This window comes from Sphingobium sp. IP1 (assembly GCF_002708645.1).
GTDB classification, from domain to species: Bacteria; Pseudomonadota; Alphaproteobacteria; order Sphingomonadales; family Sphingomonadaceae; genus Sphingobium; species Sphingobium yanoikuyae.
The window spans coordinates 1-15699 of sequence record NZ_NOIW01000055.1; the positions used below are offsets into that span (position 1 = coordinate 1).

General features: G+C 63.2%; 13 protein-coding genes and 1 pseudogene. 9 read left to right on the forward strand and 5 right to left on the reverse strand.

Annotation, left to right across the window (positions count from 1 at the left end):
• Positions 1-162: 162 nt before the first annotated feature.
• From CG471_RS17915 to CG471_RS17930, 4 genes and pseudogenes are all read left to right on the forward strand, one after another.
• Positions 163-714 (forward strand): annotated as a pseudogene (locus CG471_RS17915) (IS3 family transposase); the annotation flags it as partial.
• A gap of 268 nt (positions 715-982) precedes the next feature.
• Positions 983-3283: a TonB-dependent receptor gene (locus CG471_RS17920; protein ID WP_099232755.1), complete on the forward strand. Its 2301-nt coding sequence runs from the start codon at positions 983-985 to the stop codon at positions 3281-3283.
• A gap of 118 nt (positions 3284-3401) precedes the next feature.
• Positions 3402-4169 carry a hydroxypyruvate isomerase family protein gene (locus CG471_RS17925; protein WP_099232757.1) on the forward strand — a complete coding sequence of 256 codons (768 nt, stop codon included), beginning with the start codon at positions 3402-3404 and terminating at the stop codon, positions 4167-4169.
• Between the two features lie 66 nt (positions 4170-4235).
• Complete coding sequence (locus CG471_RS17930) at positions 4236-5621, forward strand: MFS transporter (RefSeq protein WP_099232795.1); 1386 nt, start codon at positions 4236-4238, stop codon at positions 5619-5621.
• 62 nt (positions 5622-5683) lie between these two features.
• Here CG471_RS17930 and CG471_RS17935 read toward each other — a convergent pair whose 3' ends face one another.
• The 4 genes from CG471_RS17935 to CG471_RS17950 form a co-directional block, all read right to left on the reverse strand.
• Positions 5684-6514, reverse strand: a complete 831-nt coding sequence (locus CG471_RS17935; RefSeq protein ID WP_099232759.1) for a nuclear transport factor 2 family protein — start codon at positions 6512-6514, stop codon at positions 5684-5686.
• Entirely contained in the window at positions 6511-8193 is a 1683-nt protein-coding gene (locus CG471_RS17940) for a GMC oxidoreductase (protein WP_099232761.1), read from the reverse strand. The genes CG471_RS17935 and CG471_RS17940 overlap by 4 nt, the downstream gene beginning before the upstream one ends.
• A complete protein-coding gene (locus tag CG471_RS17945; RefSeq protein WP_099232763.1) occupies positions 8190-8840 on the reverse strand; it encodes a gluconate 2-dehydrogenase subunit 3 family protein in 651 nt (216 codons plus the stop codon). The genes CG471_RS17940 and CG471_RS17945 overlap by 4 nt, the downstream gene beginning before the upstream one ends.
• A gap of 105 nt (positions 8841-8945) precedes the next feature.
• Positions 8946-10445 carry an MFS transporter gene (locus CG471_RS17950; protein WP_099232764.1) on the reverse strand — a complete coding sequence of 500 codons (1500 nt, stop codon included), beginning with the start codon at positions 10443-10445 and terminating at the stop codon, positions 8946-8948.
• 301 nt (positions 10446-10746) lie between these two features.
• Here CG471_RS17950 and CG471_RS17955 point away from each other — a divergent pair, with 301 nt between their 5' ends.
• The 5 genes from CG471_RS17955 (at position 10747) to CG471_RS17975 (ending at position 15082) form a co-directional block, all read left to right on the forward strand.
• Entirely contained in the window at positions 10747-11694 is a 948-nt protein-coding gene (locus tag CG471_RS17955) for a ThuA domain-containing protein (protein WP_099232766.1), read from the forward strand.
• A gap of 160 nt (positions 11695-11854) precedes the next feature.
• Positions 11855-13081, forward strand: coding sequence for an MFS transporter (locus CG471_RS17960; RefSeq protein WP_037511406.1), 1227 nt, complete (start codon positions 11855-11857; stop codon positions 13079-13081).
• A gap of 3 nt (positions 13082-13084) precedes the next feature.
• Positions 13085-14095 carry a sugar phosphate isomerase/epimerase gene (locus tag CG471_RS17965; RefSeq protein ID WP_099232767.1) on the forward strand — a complete coding sequence of 337 codons (1011 nt, stop codon included), beginning with the start codon at positions 13085-13087 and terminating at the stop codon, positions 14093-14095.
• Between the two features lie 12 nt (positions 14096-14107).
• Complete coding sequence (locus CG471_RS17970; protein WP_069336345.1) at positions 14108-14500, forward strand: DUF6379 domain-containing protein; 393 nt, start codon at positions 14108-14110, stop codon at positions 14498-14500.
• A 69-nt stretch (positions 14501-14569) separates the two neighbouring features.
• The gene (locus CG471_RS17975; protein WP_099232769.1) at positions 14570-15082 is read left to right on the forward strand and encodes a hypothetical protein; all 513 of its coding nucleotides are present in this window, start codon (positions 14570-14572) and stop codon (positions 15080-15082) included.
• A gap of 12 nt (positions 15083-15094) precedes the next feature.
• On the opposite strand, the gene CG471_RS17980 is transcribed toward CG471_RS17975, so the two are convergent.
• Positions 15095-15673, reverse strand: coding sequence for a TetR/AcrR family transcriptional regulator (locus CG471_RS17980; protein ID WP_051156868.1), 579 nt, complete (start codon positions 15671-15673; stop codon positions 15095-15097).
• Positions 15674-15699: the final 26 nt, after the last annotated feature.

A 15699-nucleotide genomic window follows, 5' to 3' on the forward strand; every position in this document is an offset into this window, starting at 1 on the left:
TGGTGCTTCACAATATGAGGAGCGCTATCGCAGCCGGGTGATCGGAAATCTGCAGCGCCGCGCCAAGGCCTTCGGCTTCATCCTGCATGAGATGCCTGCGGAACCTGATACGGCTGTTTCTTAGGAAAGCCACCGCGTATTTGACCTGCGGTCACTTCGTTCCGCCAGAGATGCAAAGTGAGATACGCGTTTGTTGCCGAGCATCGTGACCAGTTCAGGGTTCAATCGATGTGTCGGTGCCTGCGCATCCAGCCCAACGGTTTCTATGCTTGGCAGAAGAGCCCACTGAGCACGAGGGCCTAGGAAGATGCTCGGCAGACAGAGTTGATCCGGCAAGCCTGGAACGACAGTGGTAAGGTCTATGGCTACCGCAAGCTGCACGACGACCTGCTGGATCAGGGTGAGACCTGCTGCCTGAACCGCGTTGCCCGATTGACCAGGCTGGGGGGTATCAAGGCGCAGGTCGGTTACAGGCGCCGACCGGGGAGCTATGGCGGCAAGCCGTCCCTGGCGGTCGACAACACTCTGGGTCGCCAGTTCGACGTGGCCGCGCCCGACAGGGCTTGGGTGACAGACATCACCTACATCCGAACCCTGGAGGGCTTTGCCTATCTGGCCATCGTGATCGTTCTCTATTCCTGCCGCGTGGTGGGTTGGTCGATGCAGAGCAGGCAGACCACCGGTGCGGTGCTGCAGGCGCTGCACATGGCGGTAAGACCCTGCCAACTTCCTCGCAGCCATCAAGCTCATCTGCGTGCGCATCTGGTGCAGTGCGTAATGAGTCCACGCGCTAGTGATGGCAGTCGCACAGCCATCCTTGATCGCGTTGCAGGAAAAGCATGCCCACTGAATCATCGCAATCAGCGAAATTTACAGAATTAAAATATGCATTCTGTTATGGCTTGACGCATCGTCCGGCCGTTATTAAAACCATCATTGCAATTCGTAAATTTCCCTAGAAAAAGGGAATCGAAGGGGAGGAATGATGCAACAGTTCCGTAGCCTGTCCGCGCTCATGCTTGGCGCGGCCATCGTAGCTCTTACCGCGCCGGCCATGGCGCAGGACGTCGCCAGCCCGGCCGCAGCCGACACGGTCGGGATCGCCGACATCGTCGTCACCGCGCAGAAGCGCGCCACCAATATCCAGGACACGCCGATCGCGATGCGCGCGTTCGACAATGATGCGGTGCTGAAGGCCGGCATCACCGACGTGAATGGCCTCGCGCAACTTGCGCCGGACCTGGGCATCACCAACGACACCCAATATACCAAGATCACTGTGCGCGGCATTTCCAGCCAGGATCATAGCGAGACGGCCGATCCGGCGCTGACGATCAATATCGACGGCGAATATATCAACCGGCCGATCGCGCTGAATGCCAGCTTCTTCGATCTGGAGCGGATCGAGATCCTGCGTGGCCCGCAGGGAACGCTCTATGGCCGCAATGCGACCGCCGGCGCCCTGAACATCGTGGCGGCCAAGCCGCGCCTCGGGGAATTTTCCGGCTATGCCACCGGCAGCTACGGCAATTACGACACGATCACCGGCGAAGTCGCGGTCAATATTCCGCTGGGCGAGAAATTCGCCATTCGCGCCAGTGGCATGCACAACGAGCATGACGGCTATTTCAACAATGGCCCGGCAGGCCGTGGCAGTGCCGGCAATACCGATGCCGCACGCCTGTCCTTCTATGCCGAACCGGCCGAGGGCATCCGCGCCTATGTCGCCGGCGAATTTGTCGACGTGAACACCACGGGCGTGGCGCAATATGGCCAGGTGATCGCAACGAATGGCGTCCTTGCCAACCCTGGCTATGCCTCCGGCATCGTTGACGTCATCCCTTCGACACCGGAATTTGAAAATGGCGGCGTGCCGCAAAATCTCGACTTCAATCCGCCGCGCAAATCCTTCCCGCTGGGCGATCTGGGTTCGACCAAGATCAGGCAATATGCGATCCGGGGTCGGCTCGACATCGACGTCGGCTCGATCGGCACGCTGAGCTATATCGGCGGCTATCGCGACGTGAAGTCGGATATCAGCCAGCCGCTCAATGGCTATGTGCCGACCATCTTCATCCAGAATTACGAGAAGAATTCGAAGACGCAGAGCCATGAACTGCGCCTGTCAGGCGGCGAGAATGGCGGCATCATCTATCAGGTCGGCGCCTTCTACTTCCATGAGAACCAGTATATGGCGCAGGGCCTGTTCCTGCCGCTGGCGGCGGGTGGCAGCTATCTCAACTATTTCTATCGCCCCTATGTGAAGAATGACTCGATCGCCGGCTTTGCCCAGGCGACGGTGCCGATCATCGTCGACAAGCTGAGCGTCACCGGCGGCATCCGCTACACCCACGACAAGAAGAAGGGCCTCTACTATAATTACGGCCCTCAGTTCGGGCGCGGCCCCAATCCGCCGGCGATCGACGACACCAGCATCGCCCGGACCGAACTGCACCCGCGCTTCAAGGAAAGCCAGCCGACCTGGACGCTGGGCATCGACTATAATCCGTCGCGCGACCATCTGATCTACGGCAAGGTCAGCACCGGCTACAAGGCCGGCGGCTTCGACAATGTCGGCTCCTTCGGTTCGGAAAAGCTGACCGCCTATGAAATCGGATCGAAGAACAGCTTTGCCGACCGCACGATCCAGTTCAACGCCTCGGCCTTCTATTATGACTATCGCGACCAGCAGATCCCGGTGTTCCTGGACACCAATGTCGGCAGCCAGGTGGTCAATGCCGGCAAGTCGCGGGTCTGGGGCATCGAGACCGACACCACGGTCCTGCTGTCGCGCAACGATCGCTTCACGGCGACCGTCAACTATCTAAACGCCGAACTGACGGCGTTCCAGACATCGCTGCTGGGCCTGACCGGTTCGATCAACGACAGCGATCCGTCGACGCCCGGCAACCAGCCCTTCGATCTCAGCGGCAATCGCCCGGTGCAGTCGCCCAAATGGACGATCGCGCTTGGCTATGACCATGATTTCCACATCGGCGATCACAAGATCACCGCGAGCGTCTTCAGCCGGTTCAAGTCGGATTATTATCTGCAGCCGTTCAACAATCGCGCCGAATTGCAGGAGGCGTTCACCCAGACGGACCTGAGCCTCGAATATAGCGCGCCGGGCAACAAGCTGAGCGTGCAGGCCTATGTCCGCAACCTGGAGAATTACCGGCCCTACAGCTTCGTCAACTATGTCGATGCCGGCGGGACCATGCTGATCAACTATATTTACGGCACGCCGCGCACCTATGGCGTCCGGGGCACCTATCGCTTCTGATCGGACGCCTCTAAGCTTCGTGAAAATGAGGCGGCCCCGGCTAGGCCGGCGGGGCCGCCTCTTCTTCTTCGACCGGACCCAGTCCCCGACAACAAGGGGGCGACCAAGGAGAAGAGGAATGTATCTGTCCGCCTGTATCGAATGGCTTTTCAAGGACAGCGCGCCCGATTTCGCCGACCGCATCCACGCGGCGAAGAATGCCGGGCTTTCGGCCGTGGAATTTCACCTGTGGGACGACAAGCCGATCGATGCGATCCGGGCTGCGCTCGACGAGACGGGCGTCAAACTCACCAGCTTCTGCGTCGGCCCGCGCCGCAGCCTGGTCGACCCCGCCCAGCATGGCGAGTTTCTGCAAGCCGTCGCCGCAACGCTGGAAACCGCCAAGACACTGGGCCGCCCCCCACTGGTGGTGGCATCGGGCTTCACCCGGGAAGGGGTGAGCCTGGAGGAACAGAGGGCCGAGGCGGTCAAGGCGCTGAAGCAGGCTGCCGCCCTGGCGGAAGAAGCCGGCGTCGTGCTGGTGCTGGAACCGCTCAACACCATCGTCTCCCATCCCGGCATGTTCCTGTCGAGCACCACGCTGGCGCTCGACATCATTGAGGAAGTGGGCAGCGACCATCTGCGCCTGCTCTATGACGTCTTCCATTCCAGCGTGATGGGCGAGGATATGGCAGCGGTGCTCAAGGGCCGCATCCATCTGGTCCAGCATGTCCAGTTTGCCGACAATCCCGGCCGCAACGAGCCGGGCACCGGCACGATCGACTGGCCGGCCGTCGTCGCGCAGCTCCGCGCGCTCGGCTATGACGGCGGGATCGGGCTGGAATATCAACCCACCCTCCCCTCCGATCAATCGATCGCGCAGGCATGCGCGGCCACGGGCCTCTGACAGATGACGAAGGCGGGGCGCTCGACCGATCGCCCCGTCCGCGAAGATATTGGCGAGGACAGTCCGATGACGACAGCCGTTGCACAAGAGCCGATGCGCAGCACCCGGATCGTTGACAGCGAAGATGACAGCCATCTGCGCCCCTGGGAAAAGATCAGCTATGGGCTGGGCGATTTCGCCTGCGGCCTCAGCTGGAATGCGGTCGGCGCCTTCCTGCTCTATTTCTACACCAATGTGGCGCTGTTGCCGGCGGCGGCGGTCGGCACGCTGTTCCTGCTGTCGCGGCTGTTCGACGCGGGCATCGACCTGGGCGTGGGCATCCTGGTCGACCGGACGCGGACGCGGTGGGGGCGGACCCGCCCCTATTTCCTGTTCACCGCCCTGCCCTTCTCGATCCTGCTGGTGCTGACTTTCACCACCATCGACGGATCGACCGGGGCGAAGCTGGCCTATGCCTATATCACCTTCTCGCTGCTGGGCATTCTCTACAGCTTCCTGGCCGTGCCCTTTTCCGCGCTGATGCCGATGATGACCAGCGACCATGGCAGCCGCATGCAATTGGGCAGCGCGCGCGCGATCGGCACGTCGGTCTCCGTCATTCTGGCGACGGCCGCGACCATGCCGCTGGTCGGCCTGCTGGGTGGCGGTAATGAGCGATTGGGCTTTGCGCTGGTCGCACTGCTCTTTGCGGTGCTGACATTGGCGGCGCTGTTTAACCTGTTCGTCAGTTGCAGAGAGCGGCATCATGACGAGGCGCCGGCCGGCGGCGCGATCTGGCCGCATGTCGGCGCGATGGTGCGCAACCGGGCCTGGCTGGTCACCTTCCTCTTCTGCACGCTCAATTTCCTGCGCTTCGGCTGCGTGATCTCCGTCACCGCCTTCTTCGCGATCGAGGTGATGAAAGCGCCCTGGATGATCGGTATCCTGCTGCCGGCGGTATCGGGCACCCTGCTGCTGAGCGCCTTTATCGCGCCTTTCCTCTTCAAGCGGACCGGCATCCGCAGGGGCTGCATCGCGGCGCTGCTGGTCGCGATCGGCGTGCATATGCTGCTGCCCTTCATCGAGGCACAGCATGGACTTTTCCTAAGCCTGTTCCTCTTCGCCGCGATTCTGATCAGCCTGACCATGACGGCGATCTTCACCATGGCCGCCGATGCGGTGGACTATCATGAATGGCGCTTCGGCACCCGCAACGAGGGGTTGCTGTCGTCGGGCATCAGCCTGTCGACCAAGGTCGGGATGGCGATCGGCACGGCGATCATCGCCTATGTGCTGGCCGGCGCCGGCTATGATCCCAAGGCGGTCAGCGACGGCGCTCGCGCGGCGATACGCTGGTCCTATTATGGCTGGCCGATCGCGATCATGATCGTGCAGATCATCATCATTGCCTTCTGGCCGATGGACGGTCGCCATGAAGCGATCCGGCGGGACATCGCCGCCCGCAACGGCTGACATAAAAAGGGCCGCTACAGCGACTGTAGCGGCCCTTTTTGTTGCCTGACCGGTTGGTGCTGTCAGAACATCGGATGGGCGTTACGCGACGTTTCCGGCACGCCCTGCAGCATGTCCCAATGTTCGACGATCCGTCCCTTGTCGAAGCGGAATATCTCGACGACAGCAGCGCCCTTGTCATCCGCTGCCAGCTTGCCGCGATAATGGACGGCGGCGAAATCGCCATCGACCAGGATGCGCTGCACGGTGAAGCTGGCGCCCGGCATCGCATGAAGCGCCCGGATTGCCGCGACCGCCTCATCGCGCCCCTGTCCCATGCGGCTGTTATGCTGGATCAGGTCCGGCGCGACGAAGCGCCGATAGGCCTGTTCCACATCGCTCCTGGCGAACAGCAGGTCGATGAACTGGGTGAAGGCGCGGCGATTGGTGGCGGTGTGGCTGCGATCGCTGGGCGGCGCATCCGCCATCGCCAAAGGATCGCTGCCCTCCGCAATCGGTTGCAGCACATCCCAATGCTCGACCACCTTGCCGTCCTTCAGCCGATAGAGATCGGCGACCGCCGCCCCGGCCGTGCCCGGCTTGCCCTGTCCGAAGAGATGGACGAGCGCGAGATCGCCATCGACCAGCAGATGCTTCACCTCGAACCGGGCATCGGGCCGGGCAAACATCGGCGCAAGCGCCGCCACAGCCGCGTCCGGGCCATCGGGCAGGCCGGGATTATGCTGGACATAGCCGGGCGCGACATGGGTGGCGAAGGCGCCCGCAACGTCACGCTGCCGATAGAAGCGATCGACGAAATCATCGATGATCGTGCGACTGTCAGCCGACTTTGCGACGGCCATGGGGGCCAGCGCCACCAGCGCAAGACCAAGGATGGGTGCAAAATGCCTCACAGCGCGCCCTCCTTCATCAGCGATACCGCATGGTCGCAGGCCCGCGCCGTCAGCGCCATATAGGTGAGCGACGGATTCTGGCAGGCAGACGAACTCATCTGCGCACCATCCGTCACGAACAGGTTGGACACGTCATGCGCCTGGCTCCAGCGGTTGAGGACCGAACTGGCCGGGTCATGGCCCATGCGGGCGCCGCCCATTTCATGGATCGCCGAGCCACCCGCGCCGGGCTCGTCAAAGCCCATGATGACATGGCCGCCGGCAGCCTCCATCATCGCGGCAGCTTCCTTCTTGGCGTCCGCCAGCGCGCGGCGTTCATTGTCGCCATGCTCGAAATGGATGTTGAGCATCGGCAGGCCCTGCGGATCGAGCTTGACCGGATCGAGCGTCAGCCGATTGGTGACGCGCGGCAGGCTTTCGGCAAAGCCGACGAACACCATGCGCCAGGGGCCGACTTCGCGGGTCTTTGCCTTGTAATCGGCGCCGATGCCGGCCGACCGCTTGGCCGCAGTCCAGCCGCTCTGCAGCGCCCCACCCTGGAAACTGTAGCCGCGCACGAAATCGCCTTCCTGCCGGTCGAGATTGCGGAAGCGGGGAATGACGACGCCGGTCGGCCGATTGCCGAAGGTCGTGCGATCGTCGAAGCCCGGCATGATCGCCATGGTCGACAGGGTCGAAGCATGGTCCATCACATGGGTGCCAAGCACGCCGCTGCTGTTGGCAAGGCCATTGGGATGTGCCTCCGACCGGGACCGGAGCAGGATGTGGACGCTGTTGAAGGCGCTGGCGTTGAGGAAGACCAGCCGCGCGGTATGGCGCGTCCGCGCGCCGGTCTTGACGTCAAGGACGCGCACGCCGGTCGCCTTCTTCGTGGCGGGATCATAATCGACCGCTTCCACCAGCGCATCGGTCACGACCGTCAGCCGTCCGGTCGCCTGTGCCGCCGGCAGGGTGGAGCTCTGCGTGCTGAAATAGGCGCCATAGGAGCAGCCGCGCGCACAGATGGAACGGAACTGGCAGGGCGCCCGCCCTTCCTTGGGCGCTGTCAGATTGGCGGTGCGACCGACCGTAAGGCAGCGGTCGGGCCAGCGCTGGGCGATCACCTCGCGCACATGCTGTTCGACCACATTGAGCGCCATGGGCGGCAAGAACTTGCCATCGGGCAGCGAGGCAAGGCCTTCGGCCGCGCCCGAGACGCCGATGAAATCCTCGACATAATCATACCAGGGGGCAAGGTCGGCATAGCGGATCGGCCAGTCGGTGCCATGGCCATCAGCCTTGTTGGCGCCGAAATCATAGTCGGACCAGCGATAGCTTTGCCGTCCCCAGGTCAGCGATCGGCCACCCATCTGATAGCTGCGCCACCAGTTGAACTTGGTCCCTTCGGCAACGGCGTAAGGATTGTCCTTGTCGTTGACGAAATGATTCTGGGTAAATTCGGTGAAGTGCCGGTTGAGGCGCTGCACCGCATATTCCTCGGCATAGAGCTTTGCATCGCCCTCGCCGCGAAACTCCATTTCCCACGGCGCCTTGGTCTCGGTCACATAGTCGGTGCCATGCTCGATCATGCGTCCCCGCTCGATCATCAGCACCTTCAGACCTTTTTGCGTGAGTTCCTTTGCGGCCCACCCGCCGGTGATGCCCGACCCCACGACGATCGCGTCAAAATCCATGCTCATCCGAAATCCACCGCTGTCCAGTCGCTCGACCAGGATCGATTATGGGCCGGCAGAGGGAGGTTCGGATCCCAGCGGCCGGGCACCAGTTCATATTGCAGTTCGCGGCTCGCCCCGACTTCCGACGTGTAATAGCCGGTCAGGATCAGCGCCTTGATCTTCTTCCAGGGATGATCGCCCTGCTCGCCGCCAAAGGCATCGGCATCATAGGCTTCCAGAACGCCGCGTTGCCGGTCCGGCTTGAGCCCGAGGAAGGGCATGGCGGCACGACCGTTGAGATCCCGCATGACCTGATCCAGCACGGGCAGGCCGCCGCGATCATCGCCCATCCGCACCTTTCCGGCCGGTTCGGACGCGGTATCGTCCAGTCCGTGCAACAGCGCGCGTTCGACAAAGGCGGGAACACCGACGGCGACGGCACCGGGCGTATCGCTATCCGGGATCACCAGGTCAGACAGACGGGAGAGCAGCAGCTTTTCCGAATCGCTGGCGCCGCCAGCCTGGCCCTCGCCCTGCTGATGCCAGGCGCGCAGCGGGACGCCGACCAAGGCGCCGAGCAGCAGCGCCCCGCCGAGCACCTGGCGCCGCTCCGCCTTGCCGGGCAGCCAGCTTTCGGTTGGCGGTATCTGTGGGGGGCTGTCACGTCCCATATTCTGCCTCTCCATGGGTCTTTGCGACCCCATAAATGAATTATAATTCTATTTTCTATCGAGCCATCACGCGATCGGCAAGCGCCAGTTTGCGCTGCGATATAATCATTGCCCGCGGATACGCAGCTGGCGCGGAATGGCGAGCGCGAGCAGCGCCACCACCACCAGCATTGCGCACACGACGGAGGCAGACAGGGTGAAGGCCGCAATCGCCTCCGCCCTGCCCATGCGCTCGTCCGGCTGGATCAGGAAGAACAGCGTGCCGATCGCCGCCGCGCCGATCGCGGCGCCCAGTTGCTGGGTCGCCTTGAGCAGGCCCGAGGCCGAACCGGCATGGCCGACATCGACCTCCGACAAGGTGCTGGGCGGCAGCGGGCCGCCGACCAGCCCCATGCCCAGCCCCATGGCAAGCAAAGGCGGCGCGATCAGCAGCGGGCGCGCCGCGATCAGATCAGCCGCATTGAGCAGCAGGGTCAGCGCGATCAGCCCGGCGATCATCAGCAGCGCGCCCCAGCTGATGATGATCGGCCCGAAGCGCGGCAGCGCCTTGCGCGATAACATGCCGATCGCGAAGGAGGCGCCGAAGGCATAGGGGACATGGGCGATGCCGACCTGTGCCGCGGTGAAATGCAGCCCGCGCTGGAGCGCCAGCGTCAGGGTGAAGAGCAGGCCGCCGGTCGCGACCTGGAAGGCCAGCGTCGTCAGCAGGCCGAAGGAAAAGCCGCGAGCGTGGAAAAGCTCCGGCACGATCAGCGCCGATCCGTCCCGCGCCATGCGGGCGCGGCTGTGCCGGACCAGCAGCAGTCCGATCGGCAGGCTGGCCGCCATCAGGCCGAAGCCCCAGAGCGGCCAGCCATAGTCCCGCCCCTGGATCAGCGGAAAGATCAGCAGGAAAAGGAGCAGCATGACGAGCAGGGTACCGGTCATGTCGAGCCGGGGGCTGTGCGCAGATCGCCCGCCGGGCAGGATGCGCGCCGCCAATATCAGCGCGACCAGACCGATCGGCAGATTGACGAGGAAGATCGCGCGCCAGCCAAGACCCATCAGGTTGGCGCTGAGCAGCAGCCCGCCGATCACTGGCCCCAGCACCGCCGCCAGACCGCCCAATATGCCAAACAGGCCGAGCGCGGCCATGCGCTCATGCGGCGGATACATGATCTGCGTCAGCGACATGACCTGCGGCAGCATGATCGCGGCCGCCCCGCCCTGAAGCAGGCGCGCGGCGACCAGCTGGCCGGGGTTCTGCGCCATTCCGCACAGCAAGGAGGTCAGGGTAAAGCCGGCCACGCCGATCAGGAAGGCACGCTTGTAGCCGAGAATATCGCCCAGCCGCCCGCCGGTGATGAGCAGCAGGGCGAAGATGGTCGAATAGCCCGCGACCATCCATTGCACTTCGGCGTCGCTCGCCCCCAGTTGCGCCTGGAGCGTGGGCACCGCGACATTGATGATCGTCATGTCGACCAGGTCGAGCACCATCGCGGTCGCGACGATGGCCAGTGCCACCGTCCGTTGCCGCTTGCTGAGCGCCAGCGCATGATCGATCGCGCTGCGCGCAGCATTGGGCTTTGCCCCGACCTTCACCCCTTCCCCTTCGACCGCCAGCATCGCCCCGCTCACATTTATAGAATTATTATTCTAGTAATAGATATCGAAGATCGCAGTTTCGTCAAGGCGCCTGACAGCCGCATTTCCTCCCTTGCGCATAATCCGCTCGACAACCAGAATTTTTATTCTAATAATTTTGCCGCCGGCTTTGTTATGCCGTGCGAATCATCGGACTGACATTTCCAGACATTGCCACGAGTGCGCCATCGCGTGCCGCGTCCTGCGCCTGCGCGCAGCCCGGCTATCGACCGACGTGCCCCGGTCCGGACAAAATCAGAAAGCGAAGAGAGGGATCCTGTCCATGAAGCGTCTCCACCTTGCGATCACCAGCCTTGCCCTGCTTGCCACCCCGGTCGCCGCGCAGGTCATCGTCAACGTCAAATACCGCCCGCCCGAGACGGTGCAGCGGGTGGGCATCCCGGTCGATCCGACCGAAAAACGGATCAGATTGCTGATCATCAGCGGCCAAAACAGCTATGAACATGATTGGACCGGCGTGAACAACATGCTGCGCACCATGATGCAGGATAGCGGCCGGTTCGACGTGCGCGTCACCGAGGATTTCGACCATGGCGACCTGGCGACGCTCAAAAATTACGATGTCGTCCTGCTCAACTATTCGAGCCGCTGGAACTATGCCGACGCGACCGAGCATCGCTGGTCGAAGACGGCGGAACAGGCATTGTTCGACTATGTCCGCCAGGGCGGCGGGCTGGTCGCCTATCATTCCTCCTTCACCTTCGGCGCGAACTGGCCGGACTATCAGCGCCTGATCGGCGCGGTGATGGAGCCGGGATCGAGCCGCCGCTCGCCGCCGGGCGCCTTCCCGGTCCATATCGTCGATCGCACCCATCCGATCACGGCGGGCATGCGCGAATATGTCTGGACCTATAATGACGACATGTACACCAACATGCGGATGGACCCGGATGCCAGGATAAGAGTGCTGGCAACCGCGCATGACAGTGCGGCGAGCTATGACGCGAAGCTCGCCGGCCACAAATATCCCGCCGCCGCCTACACGCCCGAAAAGCTCAAGGCGATGAAGGGCATGGATGCCGATCATCCACAGGTCTGGACCGCTGACTATGGCAAGGGCCGGGTCTTTTCCATGACGCTCGGCCATGACGAGGTATCGCTGCACTTTGCGGGGCTTCAGACCCTGATCCTGCGCGGTAGCGAATGGGCCGCGACCGGCAAGGTGACCCTGCCGGTGCTCGACGAAGCCAAGGAATATATGCAGAAATGAAGCCTTCCGCCCGGCGGCTGCAGCGGTCGCCGGGCTACGGAGCATTGCGTATTGCCGGGCGCCCGACAGCGGATTGACAGGCCCCGCCACAACCAATAGAGGAATACTAGTTCTAATTAGAGGCGACCATGAGTCGCCCGGTCAGAGGAGCCTGAGGTCGGTGCGTTCCGTCTTAGATTTTTTCCGGCGCCTGTCGCTGGTCCCCCAGGGCATCACCATCGTCGTCGCCGGATTTCTGCCGATCTTCGCGATCGTGTCGATGTTCCCGGCCATCCCGGCGATCATCGATCATTTTGCCACCGATCCCGACGCGCGCTGGAAAGTGCCGATGATGGTGTCGGCGCCGGGCCTGACGATCGCGCTGATCGCGCCCTTCGCCGGTTTCTTCGTCGATCGTTTTGGTCGTCGCCCCCTGCTGATCGGCGCCACCCTGCTCTATGGCATCGTCGGCACCGCCCCCTTCTTCCTCGACAGCCTGAACGCGCTGATCGCCTGCCGGCTGTTGCTGGGGGTGGCGGAAGCGGCGATCCTGACCATCGTCAACACGCTGATCGCCGATTATTGGGACGATCGCGGGCGCAAGGACTGGCTGTTCCTGCAGGGTATTTGCGGCCCCTTCTTCGCATCGGGCGTGATCCTGCTGTCGGGCGCGGCCTCTTCGGTGCGCTGGAACGGCATCTTCATGGTCTATGCCGTCGCCTTCCCGATCTTCATCGCGATGCTGCTCTGGCTGTTCGAGCCGCGCCGCGCCGACGGCGCCACCATTGCCGACATCGCCCAAAGCGAGAAGGCGCCGCGCACGCCCTTCCCGACCGCATCGGTCGCGCTGATCGGCGGCGTGACGCTGGTTGCGTCGGCGCTCTATTATGTCTTCATCATCAGCGGCTCGCTCGCCTGGCGCGAGGTCGGGGTGATGGACCCGGCGCGGATCGGCCAGTTGACCGCCATTCCCAGCCTGTTCGTGATGCTGGGGGCGCTGATCTTCCGCCTGATGGGCAATCGCCCGCAGACCGTGCAGCTCGCCACCTTCTTCGGCCTGCTCGGCATCGGCCTGGCCGGCATTGGCCTGGCGCCCGACTGGCGCTGGCTGGTCGCAGCGCTGATCGTCCAGCAGACCGGCGCCGGCATGGCGGTGCCCACCATCATTTCCTGGGCGCAGAGCAAGTTGCCGTTCGAGCATCGCGGCCGCGGCATGGGCGTGTGGACCGCCTGCTTCTTCTTCGGCCAATTCTCCAGCCCCTGGGCAGTGCATCAGGCTGAAAACCTCGTCGGAACCATGCAGGGCGCGTTCCTTGCAGCGGGTCTGGTAGGCGTCATCGCCGCCATCGTGATCGGTCTGGTCCGCGCGCCGCGCACCCCGACCCCCACCATCGCTCCTGCGGAGTAATATATGACAAGCGACATCAAGCGGGGCGTGAGCCTCTACAGTTTCCAGCACGAAACCTTTCAGGGGAAGATGAGCCTGGAGGATTGCTTCAAGACCTGTGCCGACATGGGCGCACTGGGCATCGAGATCATCGGCGAGCAGACCTTCTGGGGCTGGCCCGAAGCCAGCGTCGACGAGGCGAAGATCGACGAGTGGCATGCGCTCATCAAGAAGTATGGCGCGACCGCCGTCAGCCACGACTTCATGCTCGATTACAAGCGCTACAAGGGCCGCATGATGCCCTTCGAGGAGCAGGTCGCCAGCGTGAAGAAGGATATCGACTTCGGCGCGCGGCTGGGCATGAAATATATCCGCGCGCTCGTGTCGATCGCGCCTGAAGTGCTGGTCGCCGCCGCGCCCTATGCCGAGGAAAAGAACATCAAGATCCTGATCGAGGTGCATGCGCCGCTGCATTTCGACCATCCCTGGATCATCCGCCATGCAGAAGCCTTCGAGAAGTCGGGGTCAGACGCGCTGGGCTTCCTGCCCGACATGGGCATGTTCCTGTTCAAATTCCCGCCGGTCTGGAAGGAGCGCTTCATCCGCAACGGCGTGCCGCAGAAGATCGCCGACTATATCGAGACCGCCTATGAGGACCGTGTCCTGTCCGAATATGTGATCCTGAACGTGCGCGAGATGGGCGGCGAAGGGCCGGCGCTGGGCATGGCGGAAACGCTGCGCCACAATGCCGCCTATGAACCCAAGCGGATGCTCGACTTCATGCACCGCATCCACAACGTCCATGGCAAATTCTACCAGATGGACGAAAATCTGGTCGAGCCTTCCATCCCCTATGACGAGATCGTCCGGGTGCTCAAGCAGGGCGGCTACAAGGGCTATATCTGCTCGGAATATGAGGGCAATCGCTGGATCGAGGATGCCCATGAGGTCGATTCCGTCGAGCAGGTCCGCCGCCAGCAGGAAATGCTGAAGTCGCTGATCGGCGAACCCACCCCCTCTGCCCTCGCCGCCTAAGGAGCCGCCCCCATGTTCGACAAGATGATGCTGTGCGACGAAGGCTTTGCGAACGTCGTCGACAATGGCGAGACGATCGGCTTCTCGCTGCTCGCCCGCCTGCCCTATTATCGGGGCCTTGGCCTCTCGATGATCGAGGATATCGGCCTCTCCATCGATGGCGATCCGGTCGCGCGCGAGGATGTCCGCTTTTCGGTGCGCGGCCGCAGCTGGACGCTGGACGAGATGGAGACGGTCTATGACGATCGCTGGAATTTCGGCGAGAAGGCGACCGTGACGGTGCTGCGCCCGGGCGGGCTGACGCCGGGCGCACACAAGGTCGATATCGCCGTGCGCATGCGCGTATCCTACCTGCCCTTCGTTCCCACAACGAAGACCGGGCGCGAGCTGCAACTCGCAGCCTGACGGGGTACCGGCATGGCGGCGAACCACGCCGCCATGCCGGAACACCCCCATCCCTGAAAAGGAAGCGGCATGGGCTTGCCCCAGGAACTATGGCTGGCCCCGGCCGCCGTGCAATTGCAGGAAAGCGGCGCCGACTGGATCGATGTCGTGGATGACCAGCCCTGGTCGCAGGGGCGCGGCTTCCATCGCGGCTTCTCGTCGAGCTTCCGCATCCGACCGGACCGCAAGATCTGGTTCCATTTCCCCTTCCAGCTTCCTGCCGGCAGCCTGATCGATCAGGTGTCGCTGCTGTGGGAGGCCGAAGAAGGCGCGATCCTCAGTTGGGTCTGCGTCCATCATGGCGGGATGGAGCGCCAGCATCTGTGCGCGCCCAACCAGCCATTGACCGGCACGCCGGAACCGTTCGATCCGCCCGAAATGTGGCGGCATTATTATCCGGCGTGCAACCGGCTGCGCACCGACCTGCCGATCAGCCCGGCGATCTCCACCCGCTTCGGTTTCCAGCTGTGCGTGCAGGCGGATGGCCCCGGCATCGTCCGCTTCTATGGCGCGGGGCTGCGGCTCGCCAACCCCGACGCCTGAGGTGGCGGGCGCCTATTTGCCCGTCGCGCGCAGGAAGGCCGCGCACATGATCGCGAGATCTTCCTTCAGTTCCTCCCAATTGCCCTGATTGGCTGCTTCCGGCGAGGAGCCGAGGCCAAGGAAACGGGCGAGCGTATAATAGATCATGCGAAAGGCATTGCCGACCAGCCGGGCATGATCGGGCCGGCCGAACTCGGATGCATAGCGCATCATCTGCGCCTCCGCCTCCTGCGTCAGCTTTTCCGCCGATGTCCGCCCAAGCGACGAGATCGTCTCGTCATAGATGGCGCGGAACATGATCGGGCGCAGCACCGGGCTGTAGCTCTTGAGCAGTTCGGCATAGGCCTCCACGAACAGACGCGCGAAATCGTCGAGGCTGGTCGCCTTGTCGCCGATCGCCTGCATCATGTTGTCCTGTTCCTCGCCGATCCGGCCGAGGACGCGGCCATGGACCGCGCGGATCAGGTCATCCTTGCTGTCGAAGCGTAGATAGATGGAGCCGATCGACACCTTGCCGGCCTTGGCCACTTCGGTGAGAGTGAAATCGTCATTGCCGCGCTTCACCATCAGCTTCTCGGCGGCCGCCAGCATGCGCTCGTAAGAGGCCCGGCTGCGGC